This is a genomic window from Mycolicibacter longobardus (genome assembly GCF_002102265.1).
Lineage (GTDB): Bacteria > Actinomycetota > Actinomycetes > Mycobacteriales > Mycobacteriaceae > Mycobacterium > Mycobacterium longobardum.
Genome location: NZ_LQPG01000025.1, coordinates 22,056 through 39,523, shown reverse-complemented (window position 1 = coordinate 39,523; position 17,468 = coordinate 22,056). Strand labels below are relative to the sequence as shown.

The following is a 17,468-nucleotide window of genomic DNA, read 5'->3' as shown; positions in this document are numbered from 1 at the left end:
GCGGTCAGGGGAAGCGCGCCAGGCAGCGGTCGAAGTCGCCCAGCACCCCGGTGCGGTAGGCGTCGATCCGGGAGAATCCGGCCGGCACCGATTCGCCGTTGATGTCGCCGGCGGCCAGACCGTTGGTGAGCAACCCGGCGACGGCTTCGTCCAAATCGCCTGCGGTCAACGCGATGGTGCCGCCGTTGGAGGTCTCGACCCCCTGGGACAGCCTGGTGGTGGCCACCCCGGTCAGACATGCGGTGCGCAGCGCGGCCGCGGCGTTGTCGAGCACCAGCCCGCCGTGCTCGATCTGCACCGCCTGCAGGTACCGCGAGACCAGCACCGAATAGGCGGTGTTGTCCCCGGACAGCGTCGCCAGCTTCTCGTCCTTGCTGGGGGTCCCCATGGTCTGCAGGGCCGGCAGGTCGACGGCGATGGTGTTGGTGGCGGGGCAGTACGACGCCGGCGGGCTGGGGCGCGCGTCGTTGCATGATGACGCCGCGGCGGCGTCGAATGTCAGCTGTGGTGGCCGGGCCGGGGTGAACAGGACATTCATCGCGTCGACGATGAGCCGCACCGAATCCTCGCTGACCGGTACCTCGCCGGTCTCGTCGTGCTGCAGCTGGACGGGTAGTTCGCCGCGCCGTTGCTCGATCTCCTTGGCGTCGATGGCCTTGCAGGACTCCGCGCCTTCGGTGAAACCGAACTGGAATGCCGAAATCCGTTCGAAGGCCGAGCCGTGCTCGTTGCCGCCGATCGTCTCGTCCGGCTGCAGCAGGGGATCGCGCAACGCCAGCATGGCGGCCAGCACACCGTTGAGCCCGTCGCCGGTGCTCAGCGTGAAGCGCGGCGAATCGCCTTGGGCCACCCAGCGCAGGTAGACACCGGCCAGGCAGTCGGCCTGTTGTTCGGCCACCAGCGTCGGTGTCTGGCGTTTTTTGGTGATGCCGGCCGTGCGGGCGATCGCGTGGCCGTACTCGTGCGCGAGCACCATGGTGATGGCCATGTCGCCGTAGGCGCGGCGCAGCGCCGGCAACAGCAGTCGGCGATCCCAACCGATGGTGTTGTCCAGGTAGCAGTAGGCGGCGTTGACCAGCAGGAAAGTCCTACTGTTGCAGAACTTTCCGCGCAACTGGCCGGGATCCCAGGACACCAGGGATGACGCGGGCCGGAATTCACCGTCGAAGATGTTGGGGAAGGTCGTGGTCCAGAACGCCTCGAGGTCGCTGACCGACTGGGCGGCGAGCTGATCGACCCGCCCGCCGTCGGTGCCTTCGACCTCGCGGCCCGGCGGCGGGGCCTCGGGGCGCAACCCGGTGGGGCCGTCGACAGCCTGCAAGCCACCCACCCGGAACGGATCGGCGAAGACCGACACGGGTGTGCCGTCCAGCATCCGTGCGCATCCGCTCAACAGCAGCAGTGCGCAGCCAACGGCCAGAACATGCCTCGGACGTCGTTGACTCATCGATCTGCCTCTCGCGGCCGTGCCTGTGGCCTGGATGTGGACGGTAGGGCGTCGGTTGTCCCCGAAAGTGTAGGGAAAACCCTTATTGCGTCCCCTGCTCCCCTCCCCGTTAACTACTTACACAGCAAAGACACAGGTGGAACGCATGATGGGGAGGTCGGAACCATGGGAACCAGCCGCAACGCCGCAACAGTTGGCACAAGTTGTCGGAGGCTCGGGCGAAGGGCTGGCGCGGCTGCGGTAGCACTGGGCGCCTGCACCGCTCTTGTCGCCGGCCCCGGACTCGTTAGCGCTTCGGCGCTGAACTCGACCGCGTCGGCGGTACAACATTTCCCTATCCTCAAAACGTCAGCCGAAGAGGATATCCAAGCATTCAACTCAATATATCAATGGCTCTTGGAGCATCCCGATGACTGGTCGAGCGGGTACATACGCGATGATATCCATGAAGATATTTGGCGTTTCATGAATGACTACCTCGGCAAGTTCACGTACTTGAGCGGCTACTCGCCATCTTATTTTTATTCTCGACTTCTTTCGTGGGATCCTGAATCCGACGACGAGTACGATCGTCTCCTATACAATTACCTTCGGTATTCATCAGGTGACCCACACCCCCAAAGTAACTACGACAATACTGATCCGTGGAACGCGATCTGGGAGTTAAACAAAGAATGGGCCCAGGATCATGATGTTCATGTTCATTTCACTCAAAACATTTACAGTACTGGAGTCTACGAATATGCCTATCCCTCCGTCGACTTAGACAAATTATCACCATTGCCGGGACCTCTTGCCCCTGATTATGATCTCAGTTGGCGTTATCTCGGCGTTGATATCCCTATTTACGTGTACAAATTAGCAATGGATCAGACTCCTTACGACAAAGAGCTCGGTTGGTATTTGGATCATTATAGCGAGGGGTTGGCCGTAGCGCGAAACTTTATTCGCCTTACGGAGAACTACAGCTATTTGCTTGATGCACTCCGCGTGCAGTTGTACGAGCTCGATTGCAACGGCCCGCTTTTCGGTGGACTCATCTGTGCCGATATCGGCCCTGGTGGCCCGGGAGATCCTGGTGGCCCTGGCGATCCTGGTGGCCCGGGAGATCCCGATTCAGGCATACCGGAAGCTCTCAAGCGGATCTTGGATGCGTTGGCTCCGTACCTGGGGCCCGAGCAGCTGCAAATCCTGTTGGAGAACCTTGCCAAGTATCCCCTTGCGCCCATCGGATTCGACGGGTTGATCAACAGCTTATTCTCCAACTATGGCGACGATATCGGGCGCTATTTGTTCAATAATTATGGCGAGCTCATAGACGTACTTTCCAACGGAATTAAGTTTTATGTAGGCGGTACTAATCTAGTCGCCACCCTCAGTTCGATACTCGGCGACGGTCAAATTGCCGGGCTGGGACTTAAAGCCACCGCCGTGGGCTATGCTGCCGCCGTCGCGTTGCAGGTGAATAAAGATACTATTGAGATGATCCTGAATAACCGCGATGACTTCAGCCTATCAAACATATGGTTGGTTATGCAGAATAACGTTATGAACCCGGATCAGGCATTGGCTGGACTATTAGATGGCATTGATTCGGCGAATGAGAGTATCCGTGGTGGTATTTGGGATGTCGCTATTGGCTGGACTGGTATCGATCCACCCGCTTGGTGGGTCGATAGTGGCCCGGATTTGATATCGATTCCCTGGTTTGGGTTATTCGGCTGAGCCTTTGATCCGCCCGGTTCATCGGGTGGATCAAGGCAAAACCCGGGGAGCGTTGGCGGCGTTGAGTCGGGAATGCAACTGGGTGCGGGAACGGATGCCGAGTTTGCGGTAGGCGCGCGACAGGTGTAGCTCCACGGTCTTGGGCGCCAGGAACAACTCGGCGGCGATGTCGCGATTGGACAGACCGGCGGCCGCCCGTTCGGCGATACGCTGTTCGGTCGGCGTCAAGTCGATGGACTGCGCAGATGTGCCGGATAGCCGCGCCAGCTCGGCGCGGGCCCGTGCCGCCCAGATCGGAGCGCCGATCGCCTCGAAGCTGCTTGACGCTTCGGCCAGGTTGCGCCCGGCGTTCGCACGCTGACGGCGGCGGCGTTGCAGCTGACCCAGCAATAGCTGAGTTCGGGCACGCTCGAAGGGCATCGGCAGGGCTTCGTGATGGATCATCGCCTGCTCGGCGGCGTGTGTGGCGGCTTCCAGGTCGCCGCGTGCGGACAGCAGCAGGGCGCGGGCTCGGGCGCCGACGGCCAGCATCCACGCCCGGTTCAACCTGGCCCCGTTGGTCTCCAGGGCTGCCACCAGTGCTTCGGCCTCATCGAGCCGTCCGGCGGCGGTGAGCGCCTCCACTGCGTCGGGAAGCCAAGCGCCCACCATGATCTCGGTGTCGTGGGCGGGGTCGAACGCCGCCAGCAGCGGTTCGAGGGCGCTCAGCGCGGCCTCGTAGTGGTGCAGTGACACCTCCAGAAAGGCCAGGACCGCAGTGATGGCCGCTGTCTTGAAGCCGATCTTGTTGTCGCGCGCGGTGGTGAGCGCGGTATCGACGGCTCGGCGGGCGTCGCCTTCGCGACCGCGGTAGGCCGCTACCCAGGCCTGGCAGCTCCATGCGTCGATGAGGCTGATGGGGCTGCCGATCTGTTCGGCGCGTTCCAGGGCGTCGTCGGCGACGTGTGACGCGTCCTCTAAGCGGCCCAGCCACAGGTCGACCATTGTGGTGAACTGGGCTGTCCACACCACGTCCATTTCCTGGCCGGCGTTCACGCAGCGTCGCGACAGTGCGGTCAAGCGGGTGTGGGCTTCGTGCAGATTGCCGGTCCACGCGCAGTTGACCGCCGCGACGGCGCTGGCCTGCACGGTAACCGGCGCGGGGATGTTGGGATCCTCCAACGCCAGCGCGGTCTGCAGGGCAGCTTTGTCGGTGCCCAGCCCGTACATGAAGCCGACGTGGATCCACAGCGCCAGCGCTTGGCTGCGCAGTGCTTGGTGGTCGAGTTGGTCGGCGGCCTCGACCGCGCGACGCGCATGGTCGACGCACGCGCCCATGTCACCGGTCATGCCCAAGGCAAGGGCCAGCAGCATCAGACCCCGCAGCCGTAGCGCCGGGTTATCGCCGGCCTCGGCGATCGCCTGGGTGAGAACATCGGCGGCCTGGTCGAACCGGTCACTGTACCCGTCGATGGCACCGAGCCGCAGCAGTGCGGCCGCCCGCAGTGCGCCGGGCTCCAGGGTGGTGATGACCGATTGCACACCGATTCGGGCTTCGTCGAAGGAGCCTGCCCGGAAATGCTGTTCGGCGGCACGCAGCTGTCGTAGCGGGGTGTCCCCGCCGAGGCCGATGGCCAAGTCGATCAGTTCGGCGGCGGCACTCGGGGCGCCACGGGCAGCAGCGGCATCGGCGGCGGCGTCGAGGGCCTGCAGGGTGGCTTCGTCGGCGCTGACGGTGGCCAGTGCCAGGTGGCGTGCGCGCAACTCGGGCAGCTCGGTCAGCGTCGCCAGTGTGCGGTGCATCGCGCGGCGTTGTGCCGCGCCGGCCTGGGTGTAGACGCCGTGGGACAACAACGGGTGCGTGAACGCTACCCGGTTGCCGTCCAGCGTGATGATGCCTTTTCCTTCGGCATCTTCGAGAAGCTCGATCGCCCGCTCCAACGCAGTGCCGGTTGCCTGGGACAATTCGGCAACGCTGGGCGCTGCCATACAGGCGGCCGCCAACAACAGCTGCGCGGTGTCGTCGTCAACCGTGGCCAACCGTTGGTTCACCAGCGCGGTCAATGAGCCAGGCATGCCCCACTGGTCGTGAGAGGGCTGCTCATCGAGCATGCGCGCGAGTTCCAGCGCGTAGAGCGGGTTGCCGCCCGAAATATCGTGGATTCGGGTGACCGTCGACTTCGCCAGGTTGCGGCCCAGCTGGTGTGCGATCAACGTGCGGGTTTCACCCAAACCAATCGGGTGCAATACGATCCGGGTGAGTTGGGTCGGAAGGGCTGCGTTCAGCCACGATATGTCCTGGCAGTCGGGATCGCCGGTGCGTGAGGTTGCCACGATCGCGACGGGTCCTTTGAGCCGGCGCGCAGCGAAACTCACCGCGGCAGAACTCGCCGAATCCAACCACTGGATGTCGTCGATTGCCACCAGAACCGGCGTCTGGCTCGCCAACAGCTTGAGCACCGACAGGAACGCCGTCGCCGCGGCTCGGTGATCGGTTGCGGGGCCCTCATCGCCGCGCAGCAGCACTCGGTTCAGTGCGATTTGCTGGACGGGCGGTAGCTGCTCCAGCAGCATCGGATCGACGTCGTCGAGCAAGTCGGCCAGCGTGGCGAAGGACAGTTTCGCCTCGGCGTCAGATACCCGCGCCGACAACACCCGGAAACCCGCTGCGGTTGCCGACGCTACTGCGTGGGTCCATAGTCTGGTCTTACCGATACCGGGCTCGCCCTCGATCAGCAGGCCCGCCGGGTCCGGGCCGATCTGCGCCAGGAAGGCGCAGACCGCGCGCGATTGCGCCTCGCGCACCTTCGCTGAATCCGCCACAAGTCAGTAAGTTAACAGCCAATACTCGGCAAGCTGTCGGATTTGGTGCGAGGTGGCGATACGCGATCTTGATCACAGCGGGATGGTGGTCTGAGCCGTGCCACTGTGGCCCGCCCCCGCCGGGTCTATGCGGCGGTTCGAGCCTCGCTGAACCGCCGGGTTCAGCCGGTCTTGGTCAGCTGGTATGTCACGACGACGTGCCCATCGCAGCCGCCGTCGCCGCTGGCCAGAGTGGTCGCGTCGATGCTTTCCCAGCAGTTCTCGCCAAAATTGGCGCGCCAGGTATCGCCCTGGAGATGCATTTCCATGCCGTCGCTTCTGTTGACGCAGCCCTCGCCACAGGGGGTGAACGACCATTTTCCGTGGTCTGTCTTCCCGTTGTGCACGACGGTTCTCGCGACTGAGTAGGTGCCGGTAGGTTCTTCAGCCGATGCCGGGGCGGCCATCGCCACCCCAGTGCTGATAAGACCGATAAGGACCGCGGCGGTTGCCGGGTGCGGAGTGCGATTCATGGTTGCCGCTCCTTCGTTGACGGAAACTGTCAAAATGGCACGCTAGTAGCCGAAAGTGGTGGCCCGATACAGGGTTTTCCCTCGACTTCCGGTCGCTACGGAGCGCAACCGACGCAGTGGCAGAGTGGGCTATCGTTAGCACATGCGACTGCACATTACGGTGGATGACGAGCTCGTTGCCGAGCTCGATCAGCGTGCCGGGCGCAGGCGACGCAGCGCGTTCATCGCGGAGTTGATTCGTCGCGGGCTCGATGACGAGCGAAGGTGGGACGACATCGAGGCCGCGCTCGGCGCCATCCCCGACGAGGGCCACGAATGGGACGACGATCCCGGTGACTGGGTCCGCCGCCAGCGCGCCGACAAACGTCGCGTCGGCTGACGTGGCGAGGATCCTGCTCGACTCGACCGTCCTCATCGACGCCCTTCGTGGCCGTCCTGCCGGCGACCGCCTGCGTGCGCTGCGCCGCCAGGGCGATGAACCGTGGACCTGTGCTATCTCTGTCGAGGAGATCTGGCGTGGACTGCTTCCCGGCGAAGAGGATGCCGCACGACGGTTGTTTCGTGGCTTGCGGTGTGCTCCGCTGGGCCCCTCGGAAGGCATTCGTGCTGGGCAGTGGCGCCGGCAGTTCGCCGGCCAAGGGGTCACTTTGCACCAGGCAGACTGTTTGATCGCCGCCGCCACGGCCGGAATCGAGGCTCGCTTGGCGACCGGCAATCCCGGCGACTTTCCCATGGCCGACATCACGGTCGAACATTGGCCCGTCGGCCGGTGACGGCTGGATTCCCTGGAATTTCGGGTTGCTACGGCGAGCGCAACCGACCCAGCGCTGCCTGGACTGTTGCCGCATCGGTCGTGGCCCAGAACGGCGGTAGTGACGCTCGCAGGTATCCGGCGTAGCGGGCGGTGGCCATCCGCGAGTCCAGTATGGCCACCACGCCGCGGTCGTCGATGCCGCGCAGCAGTCGGCCGGCGCCCTGGGCCAGCAGCAGCGCCGCGTGGCTGGCGGCCACCGCCATGAATCCGTTGCCGCCGTGGGCGCTGACCGCGCGCTGCCGAGCCGTCAGCAGCGGATCGTCGGGCCTCGGGAACGGGATACGGTCGATGAGCACCAGCGACAGCGACGGCCCCGGCACGTCGACGCCCTGCCACAGCGACAGCGTGCCGAACAGTGACGTCTCGGCGTCGTCGGCGAACTGCTCGATCAGCGCACCGGTGGTGTCGTCGCCCTGGCACAGCACCGGGGTGTCCAGCCGCTCGCGCATGGCCTCGGCCGCCGCCCGCGCCGCGCGCATCGACGAGAACAACCCCAGGGTCCGCCCGCCGGCCGCGGTGATCAACTGGGCGATTTCGTCCAACTGGGCATCGGTTCCGGTGCCGTCGCGCCCGGGCGGAGGCAGGTGCGCGGCCACGTAGAGGATGCCCGCTTTGGCGTGCTGGAACGGCGAGCCGACATCCAGCCCCCGCCAGCGCGCGGCGGGGGAGTCCGAGATGGTCAAACCCCAGGCGCCGGCCATCGCGTCGAAAGATCCGCCGACGGTCAGCGTCGCCGAGGTCAGCACCGTCGTCGCGCGGGCGAACAGCCGGTCGTGCAGCAGGCCGGCCACCGACAGCGGTGCCACCCGCAGTACCGGCCGCACCGAGCCGCGGTTGTCTTCGTGGCTGAGCCAGACCACGTCGGAGCGCTCCGGGATGGCCGGTTCGAACGAGGTCAGGATCCGGGCTGCGGTGTCGGCGATCTCGGACAACGCGGCCACGGACTCCTTGCGCGCGGCCGCGGCCTTGGGATCGGCGGGCGCCGTGTCGATCGCCGAGCGGACCGCGCCGGCGGCGTCACGCAGCGCAGTCAGATACGTCGCCAATTCGTCGTCGAGGTAGTCCATCCGGCCCGGGGTGCCGTCGTGGATCGCCGAGCCGAACGTCAGCGACGCGGCATCGAGGCGCTGGACCAGTCCGGGCGAGACCAGCCGGGTGACGCGACGCACCGCGACGCTGAGTGCGGCCGGGGTCAGCTCGGCGGTAGCCACCGACGTCACCCGGTCCACCAGTTCGTGTGCCTCATCGACCACCAGCAGCTGATGCTCGGGCAGCACGCTGGTCTCCGAGATGGCGTCGATTGCCAGCAGGGCGTGGTTGGTGACGACGACGTCGGCTTCGGCGGCCACGGCGCGGGCCCGCTCGGCGAAGCAGTCGGTGCCGAACTGGCAGCGGACGGCACCCACGCATTCCCGCGCTGACACGCTGACCTGAGACCAAGACCGTTCCGGGACACCGGGTTTGAGGTCGTCCCGGTCGCCGGTGTCGGTGTCGGACGCCCATGCGGTGAGCCGCTGCACGTCGCGGCCCAGGGCGCTGGCCGCGAACGGTTCGAACAGCTCTTCCTGCGGCGCCTCATCGGAGTCCTCGGCCGAACCGCTGTGGATCTTGTTCAGGCACAGGTAATTCCGGCGACCTTTGAGCAGCGCGAAGGTGGGCCGACGGGGCAGCGCAGGTTCCAGGGCGTCGGCCAGGCGGGGCAGGTCGCGGTCTACGAGCTGGCGCTGCAGGGCGATGGTGGCGGTCGACACCACCACCGGGCTCTCGTCGGCCACCGCCCGCGCGATCGCCGGAACCAGATACGCCAGCGACTTGCCGGTGCCGGTGCCGGCCTGCACCGCCAGGTGCTCTCCGGTGTCGAAGGCGTTCGCGACCGCCTCGGCCATGCGGACCTGGCCCTCGCGTTCGCTGCCGCCGAGTGCGGCTACCGCGGCGGCCAGCAGTTCGGGAACGGATGGGTCAGTCATGTTGTGCACAGGGTGAAGTGCGCCAACGAACCCATGCTGGGAGATTAGCGGGTATGCCGGCACAAGCGTGGGTGACGTTGATCGTCAGTGGCTTGGCGGCAGTCGGCGTCATCGTCACGTGGCGGCAGAAGAACCGGGCCGATCGGCGCAGCGAAATGGTGGCGGCGGACGACCTGGTCGCTTGAGCGCACCTTCAGCGACGATGGATTCCAGGTAGGGTTGGGCTGGGAGATCTTGGATGTGTCGCTGGAATCTGCACTGGTCACCGCCGACGATGCCCAGATCGTTCAGGTGATCGCAAGGCGTGCGGTCGAGGGCGAGAGTGGTTAGGAGGGCAGCCGTGTCGGCAGAGGGGACGGCGGCGTCGGAGGACGGACGCAAGCCCGAGCGAAGTTTTGAGACTCGGGTAGCCGCCGCCCGGGTTGCGGTGAAGGCCAGCAAGATAACCGGGCGCCCGGTTGAGCCGTGGCTCGAAGAGCTGGCGGAAACGGATTTGCCGGGTAATCCCTACATTCCGTATGTCAGACCCAGTCGGTGGCGTCGGTTTGTGTCGGCGCTGCTGGCGGATCGCCTATGAGATAGGTTCCGTTCCCCTCGATGACTAAGCCGTCGTCGCCGAATCGCAAGACCTCGTTGACGAGTCCGCCGTTCTGGTTGCGGTAGTTAATGACAATGGTGTCGATGCCCCGGTAGACGTCTTCGACGACGAAACGCAGATCCGGCATGCGCCGCAAAGCGCCTTTCCAGTAGTGGCGCAGCGCGTCTTTCCCGCGGAGCACCTCCGCCGTCTCGGGGAACATCGTCGCGGCCACCGGGGAGGTGAACAGCACGTCGTCGTGAAGGTGCGCCAGGACCGCTTGCACATCGTGGCTGTTCCACGCTTGCGCCCACCGGTGGCCGAACGCGTCGCATCGAGGTTCATCCCGCGCACGGTAGCGACACCGGCGCACTCGGCTCCACTGGATTTCCCGCGGAACGCCACTACCCTGAGGCCATGAGCAGCCGGCAATTGCCCGGCGGGGCGGTGCATGAACTACCCGCAGACCTGCGTGACGGGCTGATGGTCAGCCCCACGGCACTGGACGCGTGGCACAGCATTACCCCGTTGGCGCGCAACGAGTTCATCTGCTGGGTCGAAGACGCCAAGCAGCAGGCCACCCGCGAGCGCCGCATCCGCCGGACTCGCGAGGAGTTGGAGGAAGGCAAGCGGCGCCCCTGCTGCTGGCCCGGCTGCAAGCACCGGGAGCGAAACGGCAAGTAGGGCGGCGACCGCCAGCCGTCACCCGAGGGCCAGCCGGGTCGGGATCGCCGGCTCACCGTGCGCCAGCTTCAGTCCCTCCCACGGCAGGCTTTCCAGCCCGGCCGCGACGCGCTCTCGTGCTGCGGCCAGCGCCGTCGCCGCGGTCTCGGTCACCAACTCGCCGCCGCGTACCAGCGGAACGGTCAGCACCCGCGCCGGGCCGTCCACGGCGGGCGGGTGACCGGTGGGGTAGACCACCTCTTCGACGACGGTGCCGCTGGGCCGGGCGGCCCGCAGTGCCTGCTTGCGTCCGCCTGCCGTCTCCTTGCCGGTGCTGCGTTTGTGCACGGGCGCGCCGTCCACCTCGACCAGTTTGTAGACGAAGCCGGCGGTCGGTGCGCCCGAGCCGGTCACCAGTGCGGTGCCCACGCCGTAGCTGTCCACCGGCGCGGCCCGGAGCGCCGCGATGGCGAACTCATCCAGATCGCCGGAGACCACGATCTTGGTGCCGGTGGCGCCCAGCCGGTCCAGCTGTTCGCGCACTTGGTGGGCCAACATTCCCAGTTCACCGGAGTCGATGCGGACCGCGCCGAGTCCCGGCCCGGCCGCGGCGACCGCGTTGGCCACCCCGGTGGCGACGTCGAAGGTGTCGACCAGCAGCGTGGTGTCGAGACCCTGCGCGGCGATCTGGGAGCGGAACGCCGCCAACTCGCCGTCACCGCCGGCTCCGGCGTGCAACAGGGTGAAGGCGTGCGCGCTGGTGCCCAGCACCGGCACACCGAAGCTGCGGTGCGCTTCCAGGTTGGACGTTCCGGCGAACCCCGCCAGGTAGGCGGCGCGGGCCGCGGCCACGGCGGCCTGCTCGTGGGTACGGCGCGAGCCCATCTCGATCAGTGGCCGACCGCCTGCCGCGCTGACCATCCGAGCGGCCGCCGAGGCGATCGCGGTGTCGTGGTTGAAGATCGACAGCAGCAGTGTCTCGAGCACGATGCATTCGGCGAAGGTGCCGTGCACGCTGAGCACCGGGGACCCGGCGAAGTACAACTCGCCTTCGGGGTAGCCGTCGATGTCGCCGCGGAAGCGGAAATCAGCCAGGAATCGCACCGTCTCCGGATCCAGGAACTGCGAGAGCAGGCTCAGCGCGGCGTCGTCGAACCCGAATCCGGGCAGCGCCGCGAGGAACCGGTCGGTGCCGGCGACCACGCCATAGCGGCGCGCCTCGGGGAGCCGCCGGGCGAACATCTCGAAGCCGGTCTGCCGGCCGGCCGTTCCGTCGCGCAGCGCCGCGGCGAGCATGGTCAGCTCGTACTTGTCGGTGAGCAGCCCGCCGCCCCGGGCCGAGGAGTTCACCCGCCAACCGTATCGACTGGACTCAACCCCACCTCGGCTCGGTATCCTGAGCGGTATGGCCACGTCAGCAGCGACGTCCACCCCGGTGAAACCGCAAGGCACCGGCCAGCGGCATGCCGAGCCGGTCGAGGAGACCGCGTCGCCGTGGGTGACCATCGTCTGGGATGACCCGATCAACCTGATGACCTATGTGACCTACATCTTCCAGAAGCTGTTCGGTTACAGCGAACCGCATGCGACCAAGCTGATGCTGCAGGTGCATCACGAGGGCAAAGCCGTGGTGTCGGCCGGAAGCCGTGAGTCGATGGAGGTCGACGTGTCCAAACTGCATGCCGCCGGGTTGTGGGCGACCATGCAGCAGGACCGCTGAGCCTCAACCGAAGGGAACCGGGACTTCACCGTGCACAAATGGAAGCGGGTCGAAACCGGGGGCGGCCCGCGCTTCCGATCCTCGCTGGCCGTCCATGAGGCCACGTTGCTCCGGAGTCTGGTCGGCTCCCTGGTCGGCATGCTCGATGCACGGGAGTTCTCTTCTCCGCCAGACGAGCTCGAACAGATCACCGGGATGCGGCCCGGCAACACCCGACCGCCGGAGGACGCCACCACCCGTCGGCTGTTGCCGGACTTCCACCGCCCCGAGGAGTGCGGCGAAGGCGCCCCGGTCGATGCCGAGGTTCTCAACGCTGCGCTGCGCAGCCTGCACGAACCGGCGATCATCGACGCCAAACGCGAGGCCGCGCAGCAGGTACTGGCCACCGTGCCCGAGCAGGGCGGCCGTTTCGAGCTGACCGAGGAGCAGGCGAACGCCTGGATCGCCGCGGTCAATGATGTCCGGCTCGCGCTGGGCACGGTGCTCGACATCGGCCCGGAGGGACCCGATCGGTTGCCGCCCGGTGACCCAAGGGCCGGTCAGCTCAACGTGTATCAGTGGCTCACGGTGCTGCAGGAATACCTCGTCGTAGCCCTGATGGGACGGTCCAGACGATGACGGGCATGGGTTCGATCACCGATGTCGCCGGTATCCGGGTGGGCCACCATGAGCGGATCGATCCGGATGCCACGCTCGGGTCGGGTTGGGCCACCGGGGTCACCGTGGTGCTGACGCCACCGGGGACAGTCGGTGCCGTCGACGGCCGCGGCGGCGCACCGGGCAGCCGGGAGACCGACCTGCTTGATCCGGCCAACAGCGTGCGTTGGGTGGACGCGGTGGTGCTTTCCGGTGGGAGCGCGTACGGCCTGGCGGCCGCCGACGGCGTGATGACCTGGCTGGAGGAGCAGGGCCGCGGGGTGGAGCTGGACGGCGGCGTGGTGCCGATCGTTCCGGCCGCGGTCATCTTCGACCTGCCGGTCGGTGGTTGGGACAGACGGCCCACCGCGGAGTTCGGCTACGCGGCCGCCGTTGCGGCTGCCGGCCCGCACGGCGACCGTCCGGCGTCGGGCAGTGTCGGCGCCGGGGCCGGAGCGCGTGCCGGGGTTTTCAAGGGTGGAGTGGGCACCGCATCGACCACGCTGGAGCTTGGGGAACATGGGGTCACGGTGGGGGCGCTGGTGGTGGTGAACCCCACCGGCGAACTCATCGACTCCACCACCGGGTTGCCGTGGTCGGCCCTGCTGATCGAGGAATTCGGCATGTCGGCGCCGCCGTCGGAGGAGCTGACGGTGCTCGCCGGACTGGAACCCAAATCGCTGGCGCTCAACACCACCATCGCGGTGGTGGCCACCGACGCCGCGCTCAGCCCGGCCGGGTGCCGGCGGGTGGCGATCGCCGCGCAGGACGGGCTGGCCCGCACCATCCGGCCCTCCCACACCCCGGTGGACGGCGACACGGTGTTCGCGCTGGCGACCGGAGCCGTCGAAGTGCCGCCGCTGCCGGGAACGCCCGCGGCGATGTCCCCGGAGACCGGTCTGATCACCGCGGTCGGGGCCGCCGCGGCGGACTGTATGGCTCGCGCGGTGTTGCTGGGACTGCTGGCGGCCGATCCGGTGGCCGGCATACCGACCTACCGGGGCACGTTGCCGGGGGCGTTCGCCACCAGGCCCACCGACAACGTGGAAAGGTCGTGACGTGAGCATGATCCCCCCGGGCGAGACGGCGCCGCGGCCCGAGGGAAAGCCCACCTGGCGCACCGGCGGGACCACCATCTTGGTGTTCGTCGCGCTGCTCTACCTGGTCGAGGCTCTGGACCAGGTCGGTGGGAACCGGCTGGACCGTAACGGCATCCGGCCGCTGGAGACCGATGGCCTGTGGGGGGTGCTGTTCGCCCCGCTGCTGCACGCCAACTGGGGGCACCTGCTGGCCAACACCGGTCCCGCGCTGGTGCTGGGTTTTCTGCTGACCCTGCTCGGTATGTCCCGGTTTGTGCTTGCCACCGCGATCGTGTGGATCGTCGGAGGATTGGGCACCTGGCTGATCGGCAACGTCGGGTCGTCGTGCGGGCCGACCAACCACATCGGCGCCTCCGGCCTGATCTTCGGCTGGCTGGCCTTCCTGGTGGTGTTCGGGTGGTTCATCCGCAGCGTCTGGCAGATCCTGGTCGGGGTGGTGGTGCTGTTTCTCTACGGCGGAATTCTGTGGGGCGCGGTGCCGGTGCTCAACGTATGTGGCGGAGTGTCCTGGCAGGGCCACCTGTGCGGGGCGCTCGCCGGGGTACTGGCCGCCTACCTGCTGTCGGGCCCGGAACGTAAGGCCCGTGAACGGCGCCGGAGGTCAGCCGCGTGAGCCCCATCGGAATCTTCGACTCCGGTGTCGGCGGGCTGACCGTCGCGCGTTCGATCATCGACCAGCTGCCCGACGAGGACATCATCTACGTCGGTGACACCGGAAACGGCCCGTATGGTCCGCTGACCATCCCGGAGGTCCGCGCGCATGCCTTGGCCATCGGCGACGACTTGGTGGCGCGCGGGATCAAGGCGCTGGTGATCGCCTGCAACACCGCGTCGGCGGCGTGCCTGCGTGATGCGCGGGAGCGCTACGACGTGCCTGTCGTCGAGGTGATCCTGCCTGCGGTGCGCCGGGCGGTGGCCACCACCCGCAACGGCCGCATCGGGGTGATCGGGACGCAGGCGACCATCACCAGCCACGCCTACCAGGATGCGTTCGCCGCCGCCCGAGACACCGAGGTCACCGCGGTGGCCTGCCCGCGCTTCGTCGACTTCGTGGAGCGGGGCATCACCAGTGGCCGCCAGGTGCTGGGGCTGGCCGAGGGATACCTGGAGCCGCTGCAGCGCGCCGGGGTCGACACCCTGGTGCTGGGCTGCACTCACTACCCGTTGCTGTCGGGGTTGATCCAGCTGGCAATGGGTGAGCAGGTGACGCTGGTGTCCAGCGCGGAGGAGACCGCCAAGGAGCTGCTGCGGGTGCTCACCGAGCGCGACCTGCTGCGCCCACACGAGGCTGCTCCGGCGACTCGGGTGTTCGAGGCCACCGGTGACCCGGAGGCGTTTGCCGAACTGGCCACCCGGTTCCTGGGCCCGGCCATCACCGGCGTCGGAGCCGTCCATCACCACGCCCCGTCGAGTTAGCTGCATTTCGATGACGAATCGTGGGCAAAGCGCCGGTGTTTTCGTCATGGTCGCGGCGAACATGGCACAGTAGGCAATGTGCGACTGACCGTACTGGGCTGCTCCGGCAGTGTGGTGGGTCCGGATTCGCCGGCATCGGGATACCTGCTGCAGGCGCCGGACTCGCCGCCGCTGGTTATCGACTTCGGGGGAGGCGTGCTCGGCGCGCTGCAGCGGCACGTCGACCCGGGTTCGGTGCACGTGCTGTTGTCACACCTGCATGCCGACCATTGCCTGGATCTGCCGGGCCTGTTCGTCTGGCGCCGCTACCACCCGTCGGTGGCGACCAAGCCCTTCGACAAGGGACTGCTCTACGGGCCCAGCGACACCTGGTCGCGGATGGGCGCCGCCTCCTCTCCGTACGGCGGCGAGATCGACGACATCACCGACATCTTCGACGTCCACCACTGGGTGGATGGCAAACCGGTCACGTTCGGGACGCTGAGCGTGGAGCCCAGGCTGGTATGTCACCCGACCGAGTCGTACGGGATGCGGGTCACCGATCCCTCCGGCACAACGCTGGTCTACAGCGGTGACACCGGCTACTGCGACGCGGTGATCGAGCTGGCCCGGGACGCCGACGCGTTCTTGTGCGAGGCATCTTGGACCCACGAGTCCCATCGCCCGCCGAACCTGCACCTGTCCGGCACCGAGGCCGGGCGCATCGCCGCAGCCGCCGGCGTGGGTCAGCTGTTGCTGACCCACATCCCGCCCTGGACCTCGCGTGAGGACGTGATCGGCGAGGCCAAAGCCGAGTTCGACGGTCCGGTGCATGCGGTGGTGTGCGACGAGTCGTTCGACATCGGGCGGGCCTGAACTCGGCCGGACACCGATTCGTCAGTCCGGTTCGGCGAGGTAGCGCTGCACGGTCGGGCCGATCCATCTCACCAGATCCTCGACGCCGGCTGAGGCCAGCGGTTCGATCTTGAGCTGGTACCGCGCGAAGGCCAGACCCACCAGGTGTGCCGCGACGAACTCGACGCGCAGTTCCGCGTTGTCCACTCCGTACGTCGCCGCTATGCGCTCTGCGACCGGGCCGGCCAGTGTGTCGTGAAGAAGCTTGCGCGCCAACGGCTGGATGGCCGCCGAACGCCACACGGTCAGTAGCGGATCAAACAGGGTGCCTTCGTCGGATCTCCGGAAGAAGTGTCGCACCAGCCGTGCGCCGACATCTTCCGGCCCCTCTTCGAGGAGTGCGGCCAACTGGTGCAGTGGATGCTCCGGAACGTCGATGACCGAAGCGTTGAACAGGCCTTCTTTGTTGCCGAAAAAGTAGTAGACCATCGCGACATCCACCCCGGCGTCAGCGGCGATCCGTCGTACCGTGGCCCGCTCGTAGCCGTCGCGCATGAAGTGCTCGCGCGCGGACTCGACGATGCGCTGCTTGTTCTGCTGTCCGCTGCGCCAACGACCGGCACGTCCGGGCTCCGTCACGACACGCAGCTTACTTCAACACCTGTTGACGTATTGGTATCCGACGGCCTACGGTCGATGTTGAACATATGTTGAAGAAAGGGGTTGGGCATGTCGAAGCGACCATTGTGGGCGAACCATCTGATCTCGGTACTGATTGCGCCCGCCACCATGACGGTGTTCATCCCGGCGGTGATCCTGGCGGTCACCGGAGTCGCGCTACCCGATCGCGGTACCGCGACCGGCTGGCTGCTGATCCTCATCGGTGTTGCGTTCATCGGTATCGGACTGGCGTTTCTGGCCTGGACGGTTTGGCTGTTCGACCGTGTCGGTGAGGGCGCACTGGCGGTGGGGTCGCCGGTCAACCTGGTGGTGCGCGGACCCTATCGGCATGTCCGAAACCCGATGATGACCGCGGTGTTCTGCCTCCAGCTCGGTACAGCTGCGCTCACGGCGTCCCCGTGGCTGCTCGCCTGGTTCGCCGTGTTCTGCACCGCCGTCCTCATCGCGATACCTGTCCTGGAAGAACCCCATCTGGTGAAGCGATTCGGCGCCGAGTACGAGACCTACCGTCGCCACGTGCCGCGTTGGATTCCACGCGTGACCGCGTGGGTACCGGCTTCAGTGAAGGAGTGAA

General features: G+C 66.8%; 19 protein-coding genes. 12 read left to right on the top strand and 7 right to left on the bottom strand.

All coding sequences use genetic code 11. The features are described from left to right. Positions 1–4: 4 nt before the first annotated feature. Positions 5–1,447: a neutral zinc metallopeptidase gene (locus AWC16_RS13625; protein ID WP_085265287.1), complete on the bottom strand. Its 1,443-nt coding sequence runs from the start codon at positions 1,445–1,447 to the stop codon at positions 5–7. A 165-nt stretch (positions 1,448–1,612) separates the two neighbouring features. Between AWC16_RS13625 and AWC16_RS24365 the strand changes: the two genes are divergently transcribed. Further along, positions 1,613–3,172, top strand: a complete 1,560-nt coding sequence (locus AWC16_RS24365; protein WP_165759226.1) for a DUF4179 domain-containing protein — start codon at positions 1,613–1,615, stop codon at positions 3,170–3,172. A 30-nt stretch (positions 3,173–3,202) separates the two neighbouring features. Here AWC16_RS24365 and AWC16_RS13615 read toward each other — a convergent pair whose 3' ends face one another. After that, complete coding sequence (locus tag AWC16_RS13615) at positions 3,203–5,974, bottom strand: AAA family ATPase (protein ID WP_085265285.1); 2,772 nt, start codon at positions 5,972–5,974, stop codon at positions 3,203–3,205. A 161-nt stretch (positions 5,975–6,135) separates the two neighbouring features. After that, positions 6,136–6,486 (bottom strand): hypothetical protein, encoded by a 351-nt coding sequence (locus AWC16_RS13610; protein ID WP_133055938.1) that lies wholly within the window; start codon positions 6,484–6,486, stop codon positions 6,136–6,138. A 142-nt stretch (positions 6,487–6,628) separates the two neighbouring features. On the opposite strand from AWC16_RS13610, the gene AWC16_RS13605 reads away from it, so the two are divergent. Both AWC16_RS13605 and AWC16_RS13600 read left to right on the top strand, forming a co-directional pair. Then, entirely contained in the window at positions 6,629–6,865 is a 237-nt protein-coding gene (locus tag AWC16_RS13605) for a CopG family ribbon-helix-helix protein (RefSeq protein WP_085265283.1), read from the top strand. A gap of 1 nt (position 6,866) precedes the next feature. Beyond that, positions 6,867–7,259 carry a PIN domain-containing protein gene (locus AWC16_RS13600; RefSeq protein WP_165759225.1) on the top strand — a complete coding sequence of 131 codons (393 nt, stop codon included), beginning with the start codon at positions 6,867–6,869 and terminating at the stop codon, positions 7,257–7,259. A 28-nt stretch (positions 7,260–7,287) separates the two neighbouring features. Here AWC16_RS13600 and AWC16_RS13595 read toward each other — a convergent pair whose 3' ends face one another. After that, positions 7,288–9,267 carry an ATP-dependent DNA helicase gene (locus AWC16_RS13595; RefSeq protein ID WP_085265303.1) on the bottom strand — a complete coding sequence of 660 codons (1,980 nt, stop codon included), beginning with the start codon at positions 9,265–9,267 and terminating at the stop codon, positions 7,288–7,290. Positions 9,268–9,320: 53 nt separating this feature from the next. Here AWC16_RS13595 and AWC16_RS25575 point away from each other — a divergent pair, with 53 nt between their 5' ends. Beyond that, the gene (locus tag AWC16_RS25575; RefSeq protein ID WP_264017220.1) at positions 9,321–9,452 is read left to right on the top strand and encodes a hypothetical protein; all 132 of its coding nucleotides are present in this window, start codon (positions 9,321–9,323) and stop codon (positions 9,450–9,452) included. 336 nt (positions 9,453–9,788) lie between these two features. Here AWC16_RS25575 and AWC16_RS13585 read toward each other — a convergent pair whose 3' ends face one another. Further along, the gene (locus AWC16_RS13585; protein ID WP_085265281.1) at positions 9,789–10,217 is read right to left on the bottom strand and encodes a nuclear transport factor 2 family protein; all 429 of its coding nucleotides are present in this window, start codon (positions 10,215–10,217) and stop codon (positions 9,789–9,791) included. A 44-nt stretch (positions 10,218–10,261) separates the two neighbouring features. Here AWC16_RS13585 and AWC16_RS13580 point away from each other — a divergent pair, with 44 nt between their 5' ends. Then, positions 10,262–10,528 carry a YdeI/OmpD-associated family protein gene (locus tag AWC16_RS13580; protein ID WP_085265280.1) on the top strand — a complete coding sequence of 89 codons (267 nt, stop codon included), beginning with the start codon at positions 10,262–10,264 and terminating at the stop codon, positions 10,526–10,528. 18 nt (positions 10,529–10,546) lie between these two features. On the opposite strand, the gene AWC16_RS13575 is transcribed toward AWC16_RS13580, so the two are convergent. Then, positions 10,547–11,857: a nicotinate phosphoribosyltransferase gene (locus AWC16_RS13575; RefSeq protein WP_272937813.1), complete on the bottom strand. Its 1,311-nt coding sequence runs from the start codon at positions 11,855–11,857 to the stop codon at positions 10,547–10,549. Positions 11,858–11,912: 55 nt separating this feature from the next. Between AWC16_RS13575 and clpS the strand changes: the two genes are divergently transcribed. The 6 genes from clpS (at position 11,913) to AWC16_RS13545 (ending at position 16,234) form a co-directional block, all read left to right on the top strand. Beyond that, a complete protein-coding gene (gene clpS / locus AWC16_RS13570; RefSeq protein ID WP_085265302.1) occupies positions 11,913–12,227 on the top strand; it encodes an ATP-dependent Clp protease adapter ClpS in 315 nt (104 codons plus the stop codon). Positions 12,228–12,257: 30 nt separating this feature from the next. Then, a complete protein-coding gene (gene aosR / locus AWC16_RS13565) occupies positions 12,258–12,845 on the top strand; it encodes an oxidative stress transcriptional regulator AosR (RefSeq protein ID WP_085265278.1) in 588 nt (195 codons plus the stop codon). Between the two features lie 5 nt (positions 12,846–12,850). Beyond that, a complete protein-coding gene (locus tag AWC16_RS13560) occupies positions 12,851–13,921 on the top strand; it encodes a P1 family peptidase (RefSeq protein ID WP_085265277.1) in 1,071 nt (356 codons plus the stop codon). A gap of 7 nt (positions 13,922–13,928) precedes the next feature. Then, complete coding sequence (locus tag AWC16_RS13555; protein WP_085265301.1) at positions 13,929–14,576, top strand: rhomboid family intramembrane serine protease; 648 nt, start codon at positions 13,929–13,931, stop codon at positions 14,574–14,576. Beyond that, on the top strand, positions 14,573–15,379 hold the full coding sequence (gene murI / locus AWC16_RS13550) for a glutamate racemase (RefSeq protein ID WP_085265276.1): 807 nt from the start codon (positions 14,573–14,575) through the stop codon (positions 15,377–15,379). The genes AWC16_RS13555 and murI overlap by 4 nt, the downstream gene beginning before the upstream one ends. 78 nt (positions 15,380–15,457) lie before the next feature. Continuing rightward, positions 15,458–16,234 (top strand): cyclic nucleotide-degrading phosphodiesterase, encoded by a 777-nt coding sequence (locus tag AWC16_RS13545; RefSeq protein WP_085265275.1) that lies wholly within the window; start codon positions 15,458–15,460, stop codon positions 16,232–16,234. 21 nt (positions 16,235–16,255) lie between these two features. Here the strand turns inward: AWC16_RS13545 and AWC16_RS13540 are convergent, their stop codons facing one another. Then, the gene (locus AWC16_RS13540; protein WP_085265274.1) at positions 16,256–16,852 is read right to left on the bottom strand and encodes a TetR/AcrR family transcriptional regulator; all 597 of its coding nucleotides are present in this window, start codon (positions 16,850–16,852) and stop codon (positions 16,256–16,258) included. A 90-nt stretch (positions 16,853–16,942) separates the two neighbouring features. Between AWC16_RS13540 and AWC16_RS13535 the strand changes: the two genes are divergently transcribed. Beyond that, on the top strand, positions 16,943–17,467 hold the full coding sequence (locus AWC16_RS13535) for a methyltransferase family protein (protein WP_085265273.1): 525 nt from the start codon (positions 16,943–16,945) through the stop codon (positions 17,465–17,467). The last annotated feature ends 1 nt before the right edge of the window (position 17,468 follow it).